This is a genomic window from Herbaspirillum sp. Her4, from assembly GCF_057961335.1.
This window is the reverse complement of sequence record NZ_CM176330.1, coordinates 3,457,303-3,477,510: the sequence shown is the minus strand read 5'-3', so window position 1 is coordinate 3,477,510 and position 20,208 is coordinate 3,457,303. Positions and strand designations below refer to the sequence as shown.

Here is a 20,208-nt window from a genome sequence, read left to right as displayed (position 1 = left end):
GTTCAATCATGATATTTTGATGTGCAAATGATCTTGTGCTACTCGGCAAACACCTGCCACACCAGCCACACATTGGCCGCCGAAATGGTCACGAAAAGCAGCCAGACCAATACGCTCACCCACCAGCGGTTGACCAGATCGCCCATCAGATCGCGGCGGCTGGTCAGGCGGATCAGCGGATACATGGCGAAGGGCAACTGCAGCGACAGCACCACCTGGCTGGCGACCAGCAGCTTGCCTACCGAATGCGGCCCCAGCGTGAGCACGCCGATCAGCGCCGGTACCAGGGCCAGCGCGCGGGTGATGACGCGGCGCTGCCAGCACGGAATCTTCAGTTTGAGGAAGCCTTCCATGATGACCTGTCCGGCGATGGTGCCGGTGAAGGTCGAACTCTGTCCGGAGGCGAACAAGCCTACCCCAAACAGAATGGCCGCCATGGCCGAGCCGGTAATCGGGTCCAGCAGGTGGTAGGCCTGATCGAGCTCGGCAACCTGCGTATTGCCGCTCTTGTGGAAGGCCGAGGCCGCCAGGATCAGGATGGTGGCGTTGATGACCATGGCGATCAGGAGCGACACCGTGGTATCGACCCGCGTATAGCGCACCGCCTCCAGCAGCGATGCCGGATCGCGCTGCACGCTGCGGGTCTGGACGATGGAGGAATGCAGGTAGAGATTGTGCGGCATCACCGTGGCCCCGATGATGCCGATGGCCAGGTACAGCGGCTCGCGGCTGGAAATGGCCTGCAGCGAGGGGACGAAGCCCTGCATTACCTCGTGCCAGTCCGCCTTGACGAAGGCCAGTTGCGCCAGCAGGCAGGCGGCGATGGTGATGACCAGGCCCAGGATGATGGCTTCGACCTGGCGGAATCCCCTGCCCTTCAAGCCCAGCACGATCAGCGTATCCAGCGCGGTCAGCAGCACTCCCACCGGCAACGACACCCCCAGCAGCAGGTTGAAGGCCAGCGCGCAGCCCAGCACCTCGGCCAGGTCGCAGGCGATGATGGAGAGTTCGGCCAGCACCCACATGCCCTTGCCCACGGCGGGCGGATAGTGCTCGCGCGAATGCACCGCCAGATCCTTGCCGGTAGCGATGCCCAGCCGCGCGCACAGGCATTGCAGCACGATGGCGGCCAGGCTGGAGAGCATCACCACGAACAGCAGCTGATAACCAAACTGCGAACCCGCCTGGATGGACGTGGCCCAGTTGCCCGGATCCATGTAGCCGATCGAGACCAGCAGACCGGGCCCGACGTAGATGCGCAGCTTCTGCCAGACCGAAGCACCACGCGGCACGTTGACGGTACCGGCCACTTCGGAAGGACAGAACGGAGCCGTGGCCGTCGTGGGCAGACCCGGGATGCGGGGAAAGCGGAAAGTGAATGGCAAGACGAAAATCCCCCTTTGTGCCGTTGATGGCGTCGCCGGGATCAGTGTCCCGGGCGATGCTGACTTATTGCGCCCACTTGGCCAGCGCCGTGTCGTCGCTCTCGCGGGCATCGACCCAGCGCGCACCGTCAGGCGTTTGCTCTTTCTTCCAGAACGGGGCCTGGGTCTTGAGGTAATCCATGATGAATTCGCAGGCGGCAAAGGCTTCGCCGCGATGCGGTGAAGTCACCGCCACCAGCACGATCTGCTCGCGCGGCTGCATCGGACCGACGCGATGGATCACCAGCGCATCGAAGATGGGCCAGCGTGCCTTGGCTTGTTCCACGATCTGCTCCAGGGCCCGCTCGGTCATGGCCGGATAGTGTTCCAGTTCCATCTCCGAGACCGCTGCACCATCGTTGAGATCGCGCACGGTGCCCACGAAACTGACCACCGCGCCGACGCGCGGATTGGCCAGGCGCAACTGCGCCACTTCAGTGGAGAGATCGAAATCGGCAGTCTGGACGCGGACGGGCATGGTTCAACAGGAAATGAATGCAGGCTGCGATTCTACCAGCGCCAGCCCGTGCGCGAGTGCAGCGGCGTTACACCAGCAGTCCCCACAACAGCAGCGTCATGCCCAGCCCGATCACCGAGACCAGCGTCTGGATCACCGACCAGGTAGCCAGGGTCTGCTTCAGGTTCAGCCCGAAGTATTCCTTGACCATCCAGAAGCCGGCGTCATTGACGTGACAGAAGAACACCGAGCCGGCACCGATGGCCAGTGCCATGAGCGAGTTGTGGGTGGCAGAGAGGCCCGCCACCAGCGGCGCCACGATACCGGCCGTGGCGGTCGTGGCGACAGTGGCCGAGCCGGTGGCCTGGCGCAGCGCCACGGCAATGATCCAGGCCAGCAAGATCAACGGCATGTGGGTGCCATCGGCGATCTTGGTGATGGTGTCGCTGATACCGGCCGACAGCAGGGTCTGCTTCAGTCCGCCACCCGCACCGATGGTCAGCAACAGACCGGCGATGGGCGGCAAGGCGCGGCGCAGCGTGGCACCAACTTCAAAGCGGCTGCTGCCCTGCCCCCAGCCCAGCACCACCACCGCAAACAGCACCGTCACGGTCAGCGCGATGATGGGTTCGCCGAAGAAATTGAGCATTTCAAACAGCTCGGTCTTGGGCGTGACCCAGATGCGCGCCACGGTGCGGCCCAGCATCAGCACCACCGGCAGCAGGATGGTCACCAGCGCCACCAGGAAGCTGGGCTGCGACTGGCCTTCACGGGCGCTGAACAGTTTGCCGATCTGGTCCGGTTCAGCCAGGTTCAGGCGCGGCGCGATGAAGTTGCCGTACAGGGGACCGGCGATGATCACCGCAGGGATGGCCACGATGAAGCCCAGCAGCATGGTCGTGCCCAGGTCGGCGTGCAGCGCGGACACGGCGATCAGCGGGCCCGGATGCGGCGGCAGCAGCGCGTGCAAGGTGGTCATGCCGGCCAGTGCAGGAATGGCCACAAGCATGATGGGCAGTTCGGAACGGCGTGCCATGACGAAGATGATCGGTGCCATCATCACCAGCCCCACTTCGAAGAACAGCGGCAGGCCAACCACCAGCGCCACCAGCGCCATCATCCAGGGGATGATGCTGCCGCGTGCATAGCGCAGCAGGGTATTGACGATGCGGTCGGCTGCGCCTGATTCGGCCATGAGCGCACCCAGCATGGCCCCCAGCGCGATGATGATGCCGGCTTCGCCGAGCAGGCTGCCGGCCCCTTTGCTGAAGGCTTTGGCAATGTCTTCCAGCGGCAGGCCGGCACCGATGCCGGCCACGAAGGTACCGATGAGGATGGACAGGAAAGGTGCGATGGACAGGAAACTGATCAGCACCACGATGGTGACCAGTGCCGCCAGCGTCACCAGCAGCAACTGCGTGTCCTGGGCCGCCCAGGCGGCCAGATGGGTCGAAATCAAGATAGATCCTTCTACAGGTGTGGATGAATGCGCATCGCTTCATTGAACGATGTCTTTTGCACCCCCTCCGCAGACCTGTTTGGCGCAGGCCTGGTCTCCTCCCAAAGAATCGGGATTCCGAATGGTCGATCTCAGCCCGCTGGATGCGGGTCTTCCGTCTTTTGCCAGACGCTGGCCAGCCACGGCTGCTGCTCGCGTGGCAATCCGTCAGGGCGGTAATAATGCCGCAATTCAACGAAGCCTGCAGGCAGCAGGTAGCCACGCCAGCCTTCCAGGCTATGCCACACGCCATAACGCGGACCGCTCCAGCCTTCCAGATCATTGCCGCGTGGATTGGAACTGAAGAGGATGCCGCCCGGCTTCAGGCTGGCATGCAACTGCCCCAGCACACGCGGCAAATGCACCGCCGGCACATGGAACAGCGAGGCATTGGCAAAGATGCCGTCGAAGCGCGCCACCGGCAGATCCAGTTGCAGGAAGTCCTGGTGCACGACTTCGCAGCCGCTCGCCGCTCGTGCCATTTCGACGAACTCGGCGGTACCGTCCAAACCCACCGCCACATGGCCGCGCCGGGTGAATTCGATCAGGTCGCGTCCCGGACCACAGCCGACATCGAGGATCGTGAACGGTCCCTGCCCGGCGGCTCCCGCCCTGGCGTGCAGTGCGTCCAGCAGGGCAGCCATGTTCTGGCTGACGTCATGATCCCAGGTCCCTTCGCGGAAGCTCTCGGCATGGCTGCTGTAATGCGCAATGGTGCCGGCTACGGGATCGCGGTGGGGGCTCACCTCAGCCTCCGGTGACGGGCGGGAAGAAGGCCACTTCGCCGCCGTCGACGACCTCGGTATCGGCCTCCGTCATCTCATGGTCGTAGGCCATGCGCAAATTCTTTTCGGGGCCGAGCACTTCGGCCCAGATGCCGCCGCGGCCCATCAGGAAGGCTCGCACGTCGCCGACGGTCCTGACGCTGTCGGGCAGCTCGATGATTTCCTGCGAGGTCTGCAGGGCTTCGCGCACGCTGGCGAAGAAACGGAGTTCGATTTTCATGGATTTCCTTGAGGGTGGCAGCAGGCCCTTAGTGGGCGATATGAATCTTGCTGCGGATATGCTTGAGATGCACCACGATGGTAAAGGTCATCATGACCAACAGCGACCAGGCGCTCCACTTGCCCAGGTGCACGGTGGACCAGGCCCCCATCTGGTTGGGGTAGCGCCAGATGCCGAAGAAGGTGCTGATGTTCTCGGCCAGCCAGATGAAGAACCCGATCAGCAGGAACGCCAGCAGCAGCGGCATCTTGCGATCGCGGTCCAGCGGACGGAACAGCACCGTGGAGCGGGCATAGAGACCCAGTGCACAGGCCGCCAGGTACCAGCGGTAGTCGCCGATGTAGTGATGGGTGAAGAAATTGACGTAAATCAGCAAGGCGATCAGGGTCGCCATCCAGTAAGGGGGATGATGCTGGATGCGCAGGTCGAACAGCCGCCAGGCCTGGATGATGTAGCTGCCCACGGCGGCATACATGAAGCCGGAGAACAGCGGCACCCCGAACAGCTTGGTATAGGCAAAGTCAGGATAGCTCCACGACTGGATCGCCCCCGAGGTCTTGAACACCTCCAGCGCAAAACCGACCACGTGGAAGACGCTGATGGCCTTCAGTTCGGCGATGGTCTCGATGCGGGTCGATACCATCCAGACCTGCACCAGCAAGGCGAAGAGCAGCAAGGCGTCATAGCGCGGAATGCCGAACAGACCGGCGCGCGGCATCAGGAACACGGCCGCAAAGAACAGCCCCGCAAAGAGGCAGCAGCGCGCCTCCTTGAGGCCGAACATGAGGAACTCCAGCACGAAGCGCCGCCAGCCGGTGGCTTCGCTGGGAATGCTGCTGCTCAGGTACTGATCGATTTTCGCCAGTCTCATCGCTGTTGCGCCGCGTTCAGTTCAGCAGATGATCGAAGGCCAGGAACTGCACCGTGTCGCCGGCGGCAATGGTCTGCCCCGGCGGATTGTCAATCAGGCCATCGGCCCAGGCAGTCGAGGTCAGCACTGCCGACCCTTGGCTGGGGAACAGATCCAGTCCGCCCTGCGCATTGCGGCGCACGCGCAGGAATTCCTGGCGGCGGTCGGCACGCGGCCAGTCGAAGTCGGCGCGCATGGCCACCGGTTGCGGCAACACGGCCTCGCGCGGCAGCCCTTGCAGGCGCAGGATGAAGGGCCTGACGAAAAGCAGGAAGGTGACGAAGGACGACACCGGATTGCCCGGCAACCCCAGGAAGAAAGCTTCACTTCCCTGTTCGCCCGCCCCTGGCCCGCGGCGCACCTGGCCGAAGGCCAGCGGCTTGCCAGGCTTCATGGCGATCTGCCACATGTTGATGCGGCCCTCGGCTTCGACAGCAGGCTTCACATGGTCTTCTTCCCCCACCGAGACGCCGCCGCTGGTGATGATGAGATCGTGCTCGCGCGCGGCCTCGCGCAGGGTCTGCCGGGTCGCCTCCAGACTGTCGGGAACGATGCCGAAGTCACTGACCTGGCAGCCCAGTTTCTGCAACAGGCCGCGCAGCAGGAAGCGATTGGAGTTGTAGATGCCGCCCGGTTTGAGCGGCTGGCCGGGCATGGTCAGTTCATCGCCCGTGAAGAACACCGCCACGCGCACCGGCCGCAGTACCTGCAACTGCGCCTGTCCGATGGAGGCCGCCAGCCCCAGTTCCTGCGGACGCAGGCGGGTACCGGCGGCGAGGATGGTGCTGCCCTGGCGGATGTCTTCACCGATCAGGCGCACCCATTCACCGCTCCTGGGGACATGGCGGATCACCACGTGCTCACCCTCGCTCTCGCAGGCTTCCTGCATGACGACGGCGTCGGCCCCTTGCGGCATCATCGCACCGGTAAAGATGCGCGCCGCCGACCCCGGTTCCAGCGGCTGGCCCACGTGGCCCGCCGGAATGCGCTGCGATACGCGCAGGCGCGCTTGGCCCGATGCGCAATCCGCCGCCCGCACGGCGTAGCCATCCATCTGCGAATTGTCCATGCCGGGCACGTCGATGGAAGCCGTCACCGGCGCTGCCAGCACGCGTCCGCACGCCTCCAGCGTATCGACGGTCTCGCTCTCCACCACCGGCACGGCGGCCGACAACAAGGTATCGAGCGCCTGGCTGACGCTTTGCATGGGCGGGCGGGCCGGCTTGTCGGATGAGGGGGCTGCGGAAGGAACGGGCGTGGAGGACATGGCAGGCCTGACGGAGAAGATCGAAGTTCGGGACAAGGGTGAAGCGTTGTTTTCTGGTCGATACAGCGACCCGACATTCTAATGCAATCGCCGCCCGTACGCGCTCCATGAAAAACGCCGTCCGGGCCAATGGCGCGGACGGCGTAGAGATGGTAAGGCGCGGCTTACAGACCGGTGTGCTCGGCCACGTAAGCCTTCACCCGGGCGGCATCGGCCGGCATCACCTCGAAGCGCTGCGGCAGCGCCTCGATGTTCTCGAAGCCCGCCGGACGGTCGGCGTCGCGGCCCAGGGCTTCGCGGATGGTTTCATTGAACTTGGCCGGCAAGGCCGTCTCCAGCACGATCATGGTCACGCCCGGCGTCAGATGCTCGCGCGCTACCTTGATGCCATCGGCGGTATGGGTGTCCACCGTGATGCCATAGGCCTTTTCAGCAAAGCGGATGGTCTCCAGGCGGTCTGCGTGGGTCGACTTGCCGGAGGCGAAGCCATACTGCAGGACGCTGGCGAATTCATTGCCGTCGCTGCCGGCCTGGCCGCTCAGGTCAAAGCCGCCTGCGGTCTCGACCTTGTGGAACAGCGCCTTGACCCGTGCGCTGTCGCGGCCCAGCAGGTCGTAGACGAAGCGCTCGAAGTTGGAGGCCTTGCTGATGTCCATGCTGGGGCTGCTGGTGTGGTAGGTCTCGGCGGACTTGCGCACGCGGTAGTGACCGGTGCGGAAGAATTCATCCAGCACGTCGTTCTCATTGGTGGCCACCACCAGCTTGTCGATGGGCAGGCCCATCATGCGGGCGATGTGGCCGGCGCAGATGTTGCCGAAGTTGCCCGAGGGGACGGTGAAGGACACCTTCTGCTCGTTGCTGGTCGTGGCTGCCAGGTAGCCGCGGAAGTAATACACCACCTGCGCCACCACGCGCGCCCAGTTGATCGAGTTGACGGTGCCGATCTTCTTGGCGGCCTTGTATTCGAGGTCGTTGGAGATGGCCTTGACGATGTCCTGGCAGTCATCGAAGACGCCTTCCACGGCCAGGTTGAAGATGTTCGGGTCCTGCAGGCTGAACATCTGCGCGGTCTGGAAGGCGCTCATCTTCTTGTGCGGCGACAGCATGAAGACACGGATGCCCTTCTTGCCGCGCATGGCGTATTCGGCGGCGCTGCCGGTGTCACCGGAGGTGGCGCCGACGATGTTCAACTCTGCGCCCTTCTTGGCCAGCGCATATTCGAACAGGTTGCCCAGCAGTTGCATCGCCATGTCCTTGAAGGCAAGCGTGGGACCATTGGACAGGCTCTGCAGCACCAGCTTCTTGCCGTCTTCTTCCTGCAGGGTGCGCAGCGGGGTGATCTGGCTGGCATCTTCACCGGCGCGGGTGTTGCGGTAGACGTCGGCGGTATAGGTCTTGTGGGCCAGCGCCTTCAGGTCGGCTTCGGGAATGTCGGTGGCAAATTTCTTGAGCACCTCGAAGGCCAGGTCGGCATACGACAACGTACGCCACTGGTCCAGCTCGGCACCGCTGACCTGCGGATACGTGGCCGGCAGGTACAGGCCGCCGTCAGGGGCCAGGCCGCCCAGCAGGATGTCGGAAAAGGAAGGAGTTGCAGCGTGACCGCGGGTGGAAACGTATTGCATGTCGATTAGAATGCGCCGGCAGGCGGCGGGAGCGTGGAATGGGAGGAAAGTGCACGATTATACGGCCAGCGGGCGCTGCACAAAAGCGCGGCATGGAAGAAAGCTGCACCTGCAGACAGGGCGGTGGCGCAGGGTCTCGGGCTGACAGGCCATTTGTTGCACTGAATCATCATGGCGCCGGCGCAAGCTGAAATAAAACGTTACCACCCTTGAAAGCCGCGCATGCCCGGGCTATGCTGCGCCACTTCGTGCAGCGCCGCCGGGATGGCGGGAATGTTTGCACGCTGGCCACATCAAAGATGCACTTCAAACTCAAAAGGATGGAAAACGGCATGAACCACAAGATCAAGACCCTGCTGGCCGCGGCCGGCCTGTTCGGCACCCTGCTGGCGAGCCTGCCGGCGCACGCCGAGAACTGGCAATCGCTGGGTGGCTCGGATACGTCCGAACTGCTGGTCGATACCGACTCCATCGTCGAATCGGGCGGCATCCGCGAAGCCTGGTCGATGTGGAACTTCAAGGAAGCGCGTCCCAACAATGGCGACAAGAGCTTCCCCGCGCTGAAATCCTACAAGGACCTGCACCAGTACAACTGCAAGGCCGGCAGCATGAAGCTGGTGCGCGAAATCATCTTCGCCGAGAACGATGGCAAGGGCGACAAGCGTGACCACAGCGATGCCCTGAAGGGACAAGAGTTCATCAAGCCCAAGCCGATGTCGGTCGGCGACGCCATGCTGCAGGCAGTCTGCAATTTCGAACTGAAGAAATGATCATAGGGGGCGTTTACCACCCCCCTTCTTCCCGATCCAAAGAAAAACGGAGCCCGCGGGCTCCGTTTTTCCTTGATGCAATGACAGCAGATCGAATCAGCTCAGCTCTTCCAGGCGGATCTTGGTGACCTGGCCGACCACTGTCGCCAGGGCTTCGATCTTGGCAATGGCAGCCTCGATGTTCTTTTCCTGGGTCTGGTGGGTCAGCATGATGATGTCGGTCTGCTGCTCGCCTTCAGCCGGCTCCTTCTGCAGCATGGCGTCGATGGAAATGGTCGAATCCGCCAGGATGCGCGTCACATCCGCCAGCACACCAGCCTGGTCGGCCACGCGGATGCGCAGGTAGTAGCTGGTCACGACTTCGCTCATCGGCAGCACCGGGGTATCGGCCATGGCGTTGAGCTGGAAGGCCAGCGAAGGCACGTGGTGTTCCGGATCGGCGGTCGCCAGGCGGGTGATGTCGACCAGGTCGGCGATCACGGCCGAGGCGGTCGGCTCGGAACCGGCACCCTTGCCGTAGTACAGCGCTTCACCCACGGCGTCGCCACGCACCACCACGGCATTCATCGCGCCTTCAACGTTGGCGATCAGGCGCGAGGCCGGAATCAGCGTCGGGTGCACGCGCAGTTCGATGCCCTTGGCAGTCTGGCGGGTGATGCCCAGCAGCTTGATGCGGTAGCCCAGTTTCTCGGCATAGGTGATGTCGCTTGCCTGCAGCTTGGTGATGCCTTCCACGTGGGCCTTGTCGAACTGCACCGGGATGCCGAAAGCGATCGAGGCCATGATGGTCAGCTTGTGGGCGGCATCCACGCCTTCGATGTCGAAAGTCGGATCGGCTTCGGCATAGCCCAGACGCTGCGCTTCCTTCAATACCACGTCGAAGTCCAGGCCCTTGTCGCGCATCTCGGAAAGGATGAAGTTGGTGGTGCCGTTGATGATGCCGGCCACCCACTGGATGCGGTTGGCGGTCAGGCCTTCGCGCAGGGCCTTGATGATGGGGATGCCACCGGCCACGGCCGCCTCGAAGGCCACCATGACGCCCTTTTCCTGCGCCGCCTTGAAGATTTCATTGCCATGCTTGGCGATCAGGGCCTTGTTGGCCGTGACCACGTGCTTGCCGTTGGCGATGGCCTTGAGCACCAGGTCGCGGGCGATGTCATCGCCGCCGATCAGCTCCACGACGATATCGATCTCGGGATCGTTCACCACCAGGTTGCCGTCATTGACGACCTTGACTTCTCCTTGGGTCAGTTCGGTCGCGCGGGCAGTATTGCGAGCGGCGACCATGGTAATTTCAATGCCCCGGCCTGCACGGCGCGCAATCTCTTGCTGGTTGCGCTTGAGAACATTGAAAGTACCGGAACCCACGGTGCCGATGCCGAGCAAACCTACTTTGATGGATTTCATATTGTCTTCGTGGTTGGTGAAAAATGACCGCCACGCCGCAGGCCGCGGACGTGACGGGTACTGCAAAACGGATCAGGCCGTGCCGTGGCGGCGGCGATAGCCTTCCAGGAAGTGCGCGATGCGCCCCATGGATTCGGTCAGGTCGTCGGTATTGGGCAGGAACACCACGCGGAAGTGGTCCGGCGTCGGGCAATTGAAGCCGGTGCCCTGCACGATCAATACCTTTTCCTCGGCCAGCAGTTCGTAGGCGAATTCCTGGTCATCCTTGATCGGATAGACCTCCGGATCCAGGCGCGGGAACATGTAGAGCGCCGACTTGGGCTTGACGCAGGTCACACCGGGAATATCGGTGAGCAGCTTGTGCGCCAGGTCGCGCTGCTTGGTCAGGCGGCCATTGGGGGCGACCAGGTCATTGATGCTCTGGTAGCCGCCCAGCGCGGTCTGGATGGCGAACTGGCCGGGCGCATTGGCGCACAGGCGCATCGAGGCCAGCATGTTGAGGCCCTCGATGTAGTCGCGCGCATGCTTCTTCTCGCCCGAAACCACCATCCAGCCGGCGCGGTAGCCGCAGGAACGATAGTTCTTGGACAGGCCGTTGAAGGTGATGAACAGCACATCGTCGGCCAGCGAGGCCAGCGAGGTGTGGGTGTTGCCGTCGTAGAGCACCTTGTCGTAGATCTCGTCGGCCAGGATGATCAGTTGATGCTGGCGCGCCAGCTCAATGATCTCCTTCAGCACCTCCACCGAATACAGCGCGCCGGTCGGATTGTTGGGATTGATGACGACGATGGCCTTGGTGTTGGGGGTGATCTTCTTCTTGATGTCGGCGATGTCGGGCTGCCAGCCTTGCTGTTCATCGCAGACGTAATGCACCGGAGTACCGCCGGACAGGCTCACGGCGGCCGTCCACAGCGGATAGTCGGGCGACGGCACCAGCACTTCGTCGCCGGTGTTGAGCAGCGCATTGACGCTCATGACGATCAGTTCGGACGCGCCATTGCCCAGGTAGATGTCATCGATGGTCACGCCTTCGATCTTCTTTTGCTGGGTGTAGTGCATGACCGACTTGCGGGGCGCGAACAGGCCCTTGGAATCGGTGTAGCCGGAGGCATTGCCCATGTTGCGGATCATGTCCTGCACGATCTCGTCGGGCGCATCGAAGCCGAAGGCGGCCAGGTTGCCGATGTTGAGCTTGATGATCTTGTGGCCTTCTTCCTCCATCTGGCGCGCCTTTTCCAGCACGGGACCCCGAATGTCGTAACACACATCTGACAGCTTCTTGGATTTCTGAATCGGTCGCACAGCTCTTCCTCTAATCGTTTCGCGACAGGCGGCGTCGGCCCCTGCCCGTCCTGTCCTGCTTCATCGGCCGCGGGCACCGGACCGGAACCTTTATCCTGCGGCTCCCCTCCATTACCACGCTTGCCATCATTTTCCTGCACGTTTTTGCCTGCTGCAGTGCAATGTAAAGCACCTGCAAAGCGGCCTGCGGCGCTGCCTCATGGGCTTGCCGGGAACCGGCCATTTTGCCCAAAGCTAAGCATTTTATCAATCAAATAGGCGTGCGCCGGGGTCGGAAACGGCTACAATGGCGCACTTTACGACCGCGTTGCTGCGATGCATGTCGACTTGACATCATGGCCCGGCCGTTCGCCCCGCGGGGCCGCCTGCAACCCATCCTGCCCATCTGCGATGAAGCTCCATTCGACCGAAACCAAGCAATACCAGACCGTCACCGCCTATGATGAGGACGGCGTCGAGCTCAATGCCATCCGTTTCACCAACAGCCTCCTGGTGCTGCCCGAGACCGAGCCGGTGCCCTGGCCGGCAGAGAGCTTCGAGGCGCTCACTCCCGAGCATTTTGCCCAGATCGATGCCACCGCACCGGACGTGGTCATCCTGGGCACCGGCGAGCGCCAGCGCTTCGTCCATCCCAAGCTGACCACGGTGCTGACTGCGCGCCGCATCGGCGTGGAGTGCATGGACAACCAGGCCGCCTGCCGGACCTACAACATTCTCATGGCCGAAGGGCGCAAGGTGGCGCTGGCGCTGATCATTGCGCCCCAGGCCTGACGCCGGCACCTGCCGCGACAAGAAACCCAAGAACACGCAACAAGGAACCGCTGTCAATGCGCGAACTGTATAAATCCAAGGCGTTCGTCTGGACGCTGCTCATTCTCTTCCTGCTGGTCTGGTTCTGGATGCTCGGAGCCCGTGTACTGGTGCCCACCGACGAAGGCCGCTATGCCGAGATGGCGCGCGAAATGGTGGCCACGCAGGACTGGATCACCACCCGCCTGAACGGCATCAAGTACTTCGAGAAGCCGCCCCTGCAAACCTGGATGAATGCCATCACCTTCGAGCTGTTCGGCCTCGGTGAATGGCAGGCGCGCCTGTGGACCGGCCTCTGCGGCCTGCTGGGCATCGGCCTGGCGGCTTATACCGGCACCCGCGTCTTCAGCGGCCGCGTCGGCTTCTATGCCGCCCTGGTGCTGGCCTCCAGCTTCTTCTGGGCGGGCATGGGCCACATCAATACGCTGGACATGGGCCTGTCGGGCATGATGACCATCGCCCTGTGCTCGCTGCTGATGGCGCAGCGCGACGGTGCCTCCCGTGAAGGCCAGCGCAACTGGATGCTCCTGTGCTGGGCCGGCATGGCATTGGCGGTGCTGTCCAAGGGCCTGATCGGCATCGTTCTGCCCGGTGCGGTGCTGGTGCTCTATACCCTGTTTGCGCGCGACTGGGCGATCTGGAAGCGACTGCATCTGGTCAAGGGCCTGATCCTGTTCTTTGCGATCTGCACCCCGTGGTTCGTCGCGGTGTCGCTGCGCAATCCGGAATTCCCGCAGTTCTTCTTCATCCACGAGCACTTCCAGCGCTTCACCACCAAGATCCATAGCCGCACCGGTCCGTGGTATTACTTCATTCCCATCCTGGTGCTGGGCATCATTCCCTGGCTGGGCGTGTTCTTCCAGAGCCTGTGGAAAGGCACCCGCGAGCAACGCGACACCGCCGGCTACAACAGCCTCAACGGCGGGCGTTTCCAGCCCAAGCGGATGCTGCTGGTGTGGGCGGTGTTCATCTTCGTGTTCTTCAGCATCTCGGACTCGAAGCTGCCCTCCTACATCCTGCCGATCTTCCCGGCGCTGGCGCTGCTGATCGCCTGCTACCTGGACGAAGCGGACTACAAGGCGCTGGCCTGGGCCGGTTCGCTGGTGGCCCTGCCCTCGGCCGTAGCCCTGGCCTTCATCCCGCGCGTGCCCTCGCTGGCCAAGGATGCCTACTCGCTGCCGCTGGTGGAGGCCCACGTGCCCTACCTTTACGCCGCCACCCTGATCTTCTTCGTCGGCGGCATCGCCGCCATCCGCCTGGCACGCCAGCACAAGGACTGGGCCGTGACCGCGCTGGCGGCGACCGCCTTCGTGGCCGGCCAGCTGCTGATGCTGGGCCATGATCCGCAGGGCCGCTACTCGGCGGGCGTGGACTACGTGCCGGCATTGCAGGCCGAATTGAAGCCGGAAACCCCGATCTACCTGGTCGGCCGCTATGAGCAGGCCCTGCCCTTCTACCTGCGCCGCACCATGACCCTGGTGCAGCATGCCGACGAAATGGAGTTCGGCCTCAAGCAGGAACCGCAGCTGTGGCTGCCGACCATCGACGCCTTCGTGGCGCAATGGGTGGCCGACAACGCGGCTGGCAAGAAGGATATCGCCATCATCGATCCGACCATCTACAAGCAGCTGGTTGAGCGCAAGCTGCCGATGCGCCTGATCGGCCAGGACCCGCGCCGCGTGATCGTGGCCAATGATCCGGCACCTGCCGCAGCAGTCGCCGGCGAGAAGAAGGCGGCGAAATGAACCTGACTACCTTTGGCTTCATCTTCGTCGGCATCTGCCTGAACGCCGTTGCACAACTGCTGCTCAAGGCCGGTACCAATGCCGTCGGCGCGATCCACCTGACGGCGGACAACTGGTTCTCCACCGGCCTCAAGCTGGCTACCCAGTTGCCCATCATCGGCGGCCTGTCCTGCTACGTGATCTCGGTGGGCGTGTGGATCATCGGCCTGTCGCGGGTGGACGTGACCATCGCCTACCCGCTGCTCTCGCTGGGCTACATCATCAATGCCATCGGTGCCTGGTACTTCCTGGGCGAAGCCATCTCCCTGCAGCGTCTGCTGGCCATCGGCGTGATCATCGTCGGCGTGGTCTTGCTGACCAGAAGCTGATTTACAATACCGGGTTGCCGCGCGCCCGGCGTGCCGGCCACTGCGCTGCCCGCTGCGGCGGCGCCCTCCCCTTGAACCTAGTCTGACCGGATTCCACCATGAGCCTGCCTTTCCTGCCGTTTTCCAAACCCACCATCGATGAAGCCACCATCGCCGCCGTCGGTGAAGTGCTGCGCTCGGGCTGGATCACCAGCGGCCCCAAGGTGCAGGCGTTCGAAAAAGCCTTGTCGGACTACCTGGGCGGACGCATCGTGCGTACCTTCAACTCCGGCACCTGCACCATGGAAATCGCGCTGCGCATCGCCGGCATCGGCGCGGGCGATGAAGTCATCACCACTCCCATCTCCTGGGTCGCCACCGCCAACGTGATCCTGGAAACCGGCGCCACCCCGGTGTTCGCCGACATCGATCCGGTCACCCGCAACATCGACCTGGACCGCCTCGAAGCCGCCATTACCCCGCGCACCAAGGCCATCATCCCGGTCTACCTGGCCGGCCTGCCGCTGGACATGGACCGCCTCTACGCGATTGCCGCCAAGCACAATCTGCGCGTGGTGGAAGATGCCGCCCAGGCGCTGGGTTCGACCTGGAAGGGCAAGCGCATCGGTGCCTTCGGCGATTTCGTCTCCTTCAGCCTGCAGGCCAACAAGAACATCACCAGTTCCGAAGGCGGTTTCTTGGTGCTCAACAATGCCGAGGAAGCCCGTCTGGCCGAGAAATACCGCCTGCAGGGCGTCACCCGCAGCGGCTTCGACGGCCTGGAAGTGGATGTTCTGGGCGGCAAGTTCAACATGACCGACGTGGCCGCCGCCATCGGCCTGGGCCAGTTCGCCCACATCGATGCCGTCACCGCCCACCGCAAGGAGCTGGCGCGCCACTATTTCGCCTGCTTCGGCAGCGATTTCGAAGCCAGCTTCGGTGCCCAGCTGCCAGTGGCCGACTTCGAGAACTCCAACTGGCACATGTTCCAGCTGGTCCTGCCGGAGCGCATCACTCGCGCCGCCTTCATGGAAAAGATGATGGAAAAGCAGGTCGGCATCGGCTACCACTACCCTTCCATTCACTTGCTGAAGCTCTATCGTGAACGTGGCTTCAAGGAAGGCATGTTCCCGGTGGCCGAACGCGTCGGCCAGCGCATCGTGTCGCTGCCCATGTTCAATGCAATGAGTAAAGAGGACGTGGAACGCTCGGTGGAAACGGTAAAATCGGTGCTTGGTTGATTTTTGCGGATAATGCAAAGAATTCGACGAAAAAATTCGGCATAATTCGTTTTATTTGCATTTTCGCAAGCTGGTCTCCTGCATTTCCCCTGGCCTGAACGCCGCGATGACCCTGTTTCGTGGCGCATCGGGCCATTGATTTATTGCAGAACACGCTTTCAGTACCGCTGGATGCGGGCTCCAGGGCCAGGCATTCCAGCCTTTATTTTTTGATATTTGATGAAACCAGAACTGTCCGTCGTCATCCCGGTTTACAACGAGGAATCCGGGCTCTCCAAATTGTTCGAGCGCCTTTACCCGGCGCTGGACGCCCTGGGCTACAGCTATGAAGTCATCTTCGTCAACGATGGCAGCCGCGACCGCTCCGCCGGCATCCTGGCCGAGCAATACCGCCTGCGCCCGGACGTGACGCGGGTGGTGCTGTTCAATGGCAACTACGGCCAGCACATGGCGATCATGGCGGGCTTCGAAGCCACTCGTGGCGAAGTGGTGGTGACGCTGGATGCCGATCTGCAGAATCCGCCGGAAGAAATCGGCAACCTGGTGGCCAAGATGCGCGAAGGCTACGACTACGTCGGCTCGATTCGCCGCAAGCGCCAGGATTCGGCTTGGCGCACCTACGCTTCCAAGGCCATGAACCGCCTGCGCGAGAAGATCACGCGCATCAAGATGACCGACCAGGGCAACATGCTGCGTGCCTATGGCCGCAACGTCATCGACCTGGTCAACCAGTGCCGCGAGGTCAATACCTTCGTGCCGGCCCTGGCCTACACCTTCTCGCGCAATCCGACCGAGATCGTGGTGGAACATGAAGAGCGCTCGGCGGGCGAATCGAAGTATTCCTTCTACAGCCTGATCCGCCTGAACTTCGATCTGGTCACCGGCTTCTCGCTGGTGCCGCTGCAATTCTTTTCGCTGCTGGGTATCGGCCTGTCGTTCGCGTCGGCGGCGCTGTTCATCCTGATCGTGCTGCGCCGCATGCTGATCGGCGCGGAAGTCGGTGGCGTCTTCACGCTGTTCGCCATCACCTTCTTCCTGATGGGCGTGATCCTGTTCTCCATCGGCCTGCTGGGCGAATACATCGGCCGCATCTACATGCAGGTGCGCTCGCGCCCGCGCTATGTGGTGCAGGCCATCCTTGAGCAATCCTCTTCAGAAGACAAGCAAGCCCTATGAACGCCGTCGTCTTTGCCTACCATGATGTGGGCGTCCGCTGCCTGAAGGTCTTGCTCGCGCGTGGCGTGCAGGTGTCGCTGGTGGTGACCCACGAGGACAGCGCTACCGAGAATATCTGGTTCGGTTCCGTGGCCGGCCTGTGCCGCGAACATGGCATTGCCTGCATCACCCCCGCTGACCCACGCTCGCCGCAGCTGCTGGCGCAGTTGCAGGCGCTGCAGCCGGACTTCCTCTTCAGTTTCTACTACCGTCATATGCTGCCGGTGGAAGTGCTGGCCTGCGCCAGGCGCGGTGCCTACAACATGCACGGCTCGCTGCTGCCCAAGTATCGTGGCCGCGTCCCCATCAACTGGGCGGTGCTGCACGGCGAGACCGAAACCGGTGCCACCCTGCATGAGATGACGGTCAAGCCCGACGCCGGTGCCATCGTGGCGCAGACTGCCGTACCGATTCTGCCGGACGATACCGCGCATGAAGTCTTTGGCAAGGTGGTCGTGGCGGCAGAAATGACGCTCTGGAACGTGCTGCCGGCCATGCTGGCGGGCAATACGCCCAACCTGCCCAATGACCTCTCGCAAGGCAGCTACTTCAGCGGCCGCAAGCCGGAAGATGGCCGTATCGACTGGCGGCGTACCGCCGGCGAGGTCCATAATCTGGTGCGCGCGGTGGCCCCGCCCTATCCGGGTGCCTTCGAGGAAATCGCGGGTGATAAAATTACGGTCACGAGAACCCGGCTGGTTCCGCCGGCGGCCCATCCTGCGCTGCAGCGGGCCCACGGTACGCAAGACAAGTTCTTCGAAGGCGGCAAGTTGTACGCACGTTGTGGCGATGGCAACTTCCTCCAGATCCTGGGCATCCTGATCAATGATCAGGATGCTTCACTCAACAATTACCTGAAATACATGGCCTCCTGAAGTCCGGCCATTCACTAGCTCTCTACATTATGAAAAAAGTCCTCATTCTCGGCGTCAACGGCTTCATCGGCCACCACCTGTCCAAGCGCATTCTGGAAACCACGGACTGGCACGTCTATGGCATGGACATGATGACCGACCGCATCACCGACATTCTGGAAAACGAGGCCTACAAGTCGCGCATGCACTTCTTCGAGGGCGACATCACCATCAACCAGGAATGGGTGGAATACCACGTCAAGAAGTGTGACGTGATCCTGCCGCTGGTGGCCATCGCGACCCCGTCGACCTACGTGAACGCCCCGCTGCGCGTGTTCGAGCTGGACTTCGAAGCCAACCTGCCGATCGTGCGTTCGGCCGCCAAGTACAAGAAGCACCTGGTCTTCCCCTCGACCTCGGAAGTCTATGGCATGTGCCATGACGAGGAATTCGATCCGGAAGAATCCGAACTGATCTGCGGCCCGATCAACAAGCCGCGCTGGATCTACTCCTGCGCCAAGCAGCTGATGGACCGCGTGATCTGGGGCTACGGCATGGAAGCCGGCCTGAACTTCACCCTGTTCCGTCCGTTCAACTGGATCGGTGCCGGCCTGGACTCGATCCACACTCCGAAAGAAGGTTCGTCGCGCGTGGTGACCCAGTTCTTCGGCCACATCGTCCGTGGCGAGAACATCTCCCTGGTCGACGGCGGCCAGCAGAAGCGCGCCTTCACCTACATCGATGACGGCATTGACGCCCTGATGAAGATCATCGCCAACGAAGGCGGCGTGGCCTCCGGCAAGATCTACAACATCGGCAATCCGGTGAACAATTATTCCATCAAGGACCTGGCCGACATGATGCTCAAGCTGGCCGCCGAGTACCCGGAATACGCCGAGACCGCCAAGCAGGTCAAGCTGGTCGAGACCACCTCCGCCGCCTACTACGGCAAGGGTTATCAGGACGTGCAGAACCGCGTGCCCAAGATCACCAACACCTGTGACGAACTGAACTGGGCCCCCAAGACCACCATGGCCGACACCCTGCGCAACATCTTCGATGCCTACCGCAGCCAGGTGGCTCAGGCACGTGCGCTGATGGATTGATTGGCCGCTGACTGACGATCTCATGCAAACCGCGCTTCGGCGCGGTTTTGCTTTTTCCGGCCATTTCCGTCTGGCTTGCGCCGGAACAGATCGCCGTCGTGACACCGTATTGCCCCGCATGCTGCGCTGCTGCATATTGTTCTATCCGGCGCAGGATGCTAGTCTCGCAACTTGTCGTCAGCCGCCGCAGTCCAACGCCCGGCGCACTACCCCGACAGTCAGCAACACCATGGCGGACCACCGCCGATCACCCTCTTTCCGGTCCAGCGAATTGCCCAAACTCACTCTCAAGATCGACGCCGATACGTACCGCGGCACCCGCGTGGGCGTCCCCAACCTGATCAACCAGCTGCGCCGCCATCGTGCCGGTGCCACCTTTCTGTTCTCGCTCGGGCCCGACCACACCGGCTGGGCGCTGAAGCAGATCTTCCGTCCGGGCTTCTTCAGCAAGGTCTCGCGCACTTCGGTGGTGGAACACTATGGCATCAAAACGCTGATGTACGGCACCCTGCTGCCCGCCCCCGACATCGGCAAGACCTGTGCCGATTTCATGCGCTCAGCCAGGGACGCGGGTTTCGAATGCGGCATCCATACCTGGGACCACCGGGTCTGGCAGGACGACGTTCGCACTGCCGACGCTCAGTGGACCGTGGAGACCATGCACAAGTCGCATGCCCGCTATCGGGAGATTTTCGGCGAGGCACCCCGTACGCACGGCGCTGCGGGCTGGCAGATGAACGATCACGCCTTCGTCCAGCTGGACCAGTTCGGCATGGCCTACTCCTCGGACGGACGCTCGCAGCTGCGGGAAAACGGCCGCCTGGCCGATGCCGATGCCGGCCCGCATCGCCTGTCGGCCTTCGGCAAGCCGCTCTCCTGCGTGCAACTGCCCACCACCCTGCCCACGCTGGATGAAATCCTGGGCCGGGAGATCGGCGGCAAGATGATCGACGCGAGCAATGCTGCTGAATTTTTGCTTCAGTTGACCAAGGAACCCCGTGACCATGTCTTCACTCTTCACGCGGAGCTTGAAGGACAGAAACTCGGCCCCATTTTCGAACAATTGCTCACCGGCTGGCGTGCCCAAGGCTACGAACTGGTCTCCATGGGCGACTACTACCAGAGCATCAAGAATGACGTCCTGCCCATCCTGCCGATCGCCTGGGGCGAACTGCCCGGCCGGTCGGGCGAGATGATCGTGCAGGCCATGTAAGGCTGCACAGGG

The 20,208-nt window shown here is 62.6% G+C and carries 19 protein-coding genes; 9 read left to right on the top strand and 10 right to left on the bottom strand.

Going from position 1 to position 20,208, the window contains the following annotated elements; translation table 11 throughout:
- Window positions 1-38: 38 nt before the first annotated feature.
- The 8 genes from ACWFUC_RS15775 to thrC all read right to left on the bottom strand — a co-directional run bounded on the left by ACWFUC_RS15775 (window position 39) and on the right by thrC (window position 8,186).
- Window positions 39-1,385 carry an Nramp family divalent metal transporter gene (locus ACWFUC_RS15775; protein WP_489625370.1) on the bottom strand — a complete coding sequence of 449 codons (1,347 nt, stop codon included), beginning with the start codon at window positions 1,383-1,385 and terminating at the stop codon, window positions 39-41.
- A 64-nt stretch (window positions 1,386-1,449) separates the two neighbouring features.
- Complete coding sequence (moaE, locus tag ACWFUC_RS15770; RefSeq protein ID WP_121039821.1) at window positions 1,450-1,902, bottom strand: molybdopterin synthase catalytic subunit MoaE; 453 nt, start codon at window positions 1,900-1,902, stop codon at window positions 1,450-1,452.
- A gap of 67 nt (window positions 1,903-1,969) precedes the next feature.
- Window positions 1,970-3,340 (bottom strand): GntT/GntP/DsdX family permease, encoded by a 1,371-nt coding sequence (locus ACWFUC_RS15765; protein ID WP_489625369.1) that lies wholly within the window; start codon window positions 3,338-3,340, stop codon window positions 1,970-1,972.
- Window positions 3,341-3,471: 131 nt separating this feature from the next.
- The gene (locus ACWFUC_RS15760; protein WP_489625368.1) at window positions 3,472-4,125 is read right to left on the bottom strand and encodes a class I SAM-dependent methyltransferase; all 654 of its coding nucleotides are present in this window, start codon (window positions 4,123-4,125) and stop codon (window positions 3,472-3,474) included.
- Window position 4,126: 1 nt separating this feature from the next.
- Window positions 4,127-4,384, bottom strand: a complete 258-nt coding sequence (gene moaD, locus ACWFUC_RS15755; RefSeq protein WP_489625367.1) for a molybdopterin converting factor subunit 1 — start codon at window positions 4,382-4,384, stop codon at window positions 4,127-4,129.
- 28 nt (window positions 4,385-4,412) lie between these two features.
- Window positions 4,413-5,255 (bottom strand): DUF817 domain-containing protein, encoded by an 843-nt coding sequence (locus tag ACWFUC_RS15750; RefSeq protein WP_039788398.1) that lies wholly within the window; start codon window positions 5,253-5,255, stop codon window positions 4,413-4,415.
- A 16-nt stretch (window positions 5,256-5,271) separates the two neighbouring features.
- Window positions 5,272-6,501: a molybdopterin molybdotransferase MoeA gene (locus tag ACWFUC_RS15745; RefSeq protein ID WP_489625547.1), complete on the bottom strand. Its 1,230-nt coding sequence runs from the start codon at window positions 6,499-6,501 to the stop codon at window positions 5,272-5,274.
- 224 nt (window positions 6,502-6,725) lie between these two features.
- Window positions 6,726-8,186 carry a threonine synthase gene (thrC, locus tag ACWFUC_RS15740; RefSeq protein ID WP_310835507.1) on the bottom strand — a complete coding sequence of 487 codons (1,461 nt, stop codon included), beginning with the start codon at window positions 8,184-8,186 and terminating at the stop codon, window positions 6,726-6,728.
- Window positions 8,187-8,518: 332 nt separating this feature from the next.
- On the opposite strand from thrC, the gene ACWFUC_RS15735 reads away from it, so the two are divergent.
- Window positions 8,519-8,956 (top strand): surface-adhesin E family protein, encoded by a 438-nt coding sequence (locus ACWFUC_RS15735; protein WP_034340981.1) that lies wholly within the window; start codon window positions 8,519-8,521, stop codon window positions 8,954-8,956.
- 96 nt (window positions 8,957-9,052) lie between these two features.
- On the opposite strand, the gene ACWFUC_RS15730 is transcribed toward ACWFUC_RS15735, so the two are convergent.
- Window positions 9,053-10,363 (bottom strand): homoserine dehydrogenase, encoded by a 1,311-nt coding sequence (locus ACWFUC_RS15730; protein ID WP_034340975.1) that lies wholly within the window; start codon window positions 10,361-10,363, stop codon window positions 9,053-9,055.
- A gap of 72 nt (window positions 10,364-10,435) precedes the next feature.
- Window positions 10,436-11,665, bottom strand: coding sequence for a pyridoxal phosphate-dependent aminotransferase (locus ACWFUC_RS15725; RefSeq protein ID WP_489625366.1), 1,230 nt, complete (start codon window positions 11,663-11,665; stop codon window positions 10,436-10,438).
- A 390-nt stretch (window positions 11,666-12,055) separates the two neighbouring features.
- On the opposite strand from ACWFUC_RS15725, the gene ACWFUC_RS15720 reads away from it, so the two are divergent.
- The 8 genes from ACWFUC_RS15720 to ACWFUC_RS15685 all read left to right on the top strand — a co-directional run bounded on the left by ACWFUC_RS15720 (window position 12,056) and on the right by ACWFUC_RS15685 (window position 20,196).
- Entirely contained in the window at window positions 12,056-12,436 is a 381-nt protein-coding gene (locus tag ACWFUC_RS15720) for an Mth938-like domain-containing protein (RefSeq protein ID WP_039788406.1), read from the top strand.
- 56 nt (window positions 12,437-12,492) lie between these two features.
- On the top strand, window positions 12,493-14,220 hold the full coding sequence (locus tag ACWFUC_RS15715) for a glycosyltransferase family 39 protein (RefSeq protein WP_489625365.1): 1,728 nt from the start codon (window positions 12,493-12,495) through the stop codon (window positions 14,218-14,220).
- A complete protein-coding gene (locus ACWFUC_RS15710; protein WP_121039800.1) occupies window positions 14,217-14,588 on the top strand; it encodes an EamA family transporter in 372 nt (123 codons plus the stop codon). Before ACWFUC_RS15715 ends, ACWFUC_RS15710 begins: the two co-directional genes overlap by 4 nt.
- A 98-nt stretch (window positions 14,589-14,686) precedes the next feature.
- Window positions 14,687-15,808: a DegT/DnrJ/EryC1/StrS family aminotransferase gene (locus ACWFUC_RS15705; RefSeq protein WP_134135257.1), complete on the top strand. Its 1,122-nt coding sequence runs from the start codon at window positions 14,687-14,689 to the stop codon at window positions 15,806-15,808.
- Window positions 15,809-16,027: 219 nt separating this feature from the next.
- Window positions 16,028-16,984, top strand: a complete 957-nt coding sequence (locus ACWFUC_RS15700) for a glycosyltransferase (RefSeq protein ID WP_034330258.1) — start codon at window positions 16,028-16,030, stop codon at window positions 16,982-16,984.
- Window positions 16,981-17,898 carry a formyltransferase gene (locus tag ACWFUC_RS15695; protein ID WP_134222219.1) on the top strand — a complete coding sequence of 306 codons (918 nt, stop codon included), beginning with the start codon at window positions 16,981-16,983 and terminating at the stop codon, window positions 17,896-17,898. Before ACWFUC_RS15700 ends, ACWFUC_RS15695 begins: the two co-directional genes overlap by 4 nt.
- Window positions 17,899-17,927: 29 nt before the next feature.
- Window positions 17,928-18,983, top strand: coding sequence for a bifunctional UDP-4-keto-pentose/UDP-xylose synthase (locus ACWFUC_RS15690; protein ID WP_051057356.1), 1,056 nt, complete (start codon window positions 17,928-17,930; stop codon window positions 18,981-18,983).
- 271 nt (window positions 18,984-19,254) lie between these two features.
- Window positions 19,255-20,196: a polysaccharide deacetylase family protein gene (locus tag ACWFUC_RS15685; RefSeq protein ID WP_134222218.1), complete on the top strand. Its 942-nt coding sequence runs from the start codon at window positions 19,255-19,257 to the stop codon at window positions 20,194-20,196.
- Window positions 20,197-20,208 lie beyond the last annotated feature (12 nt).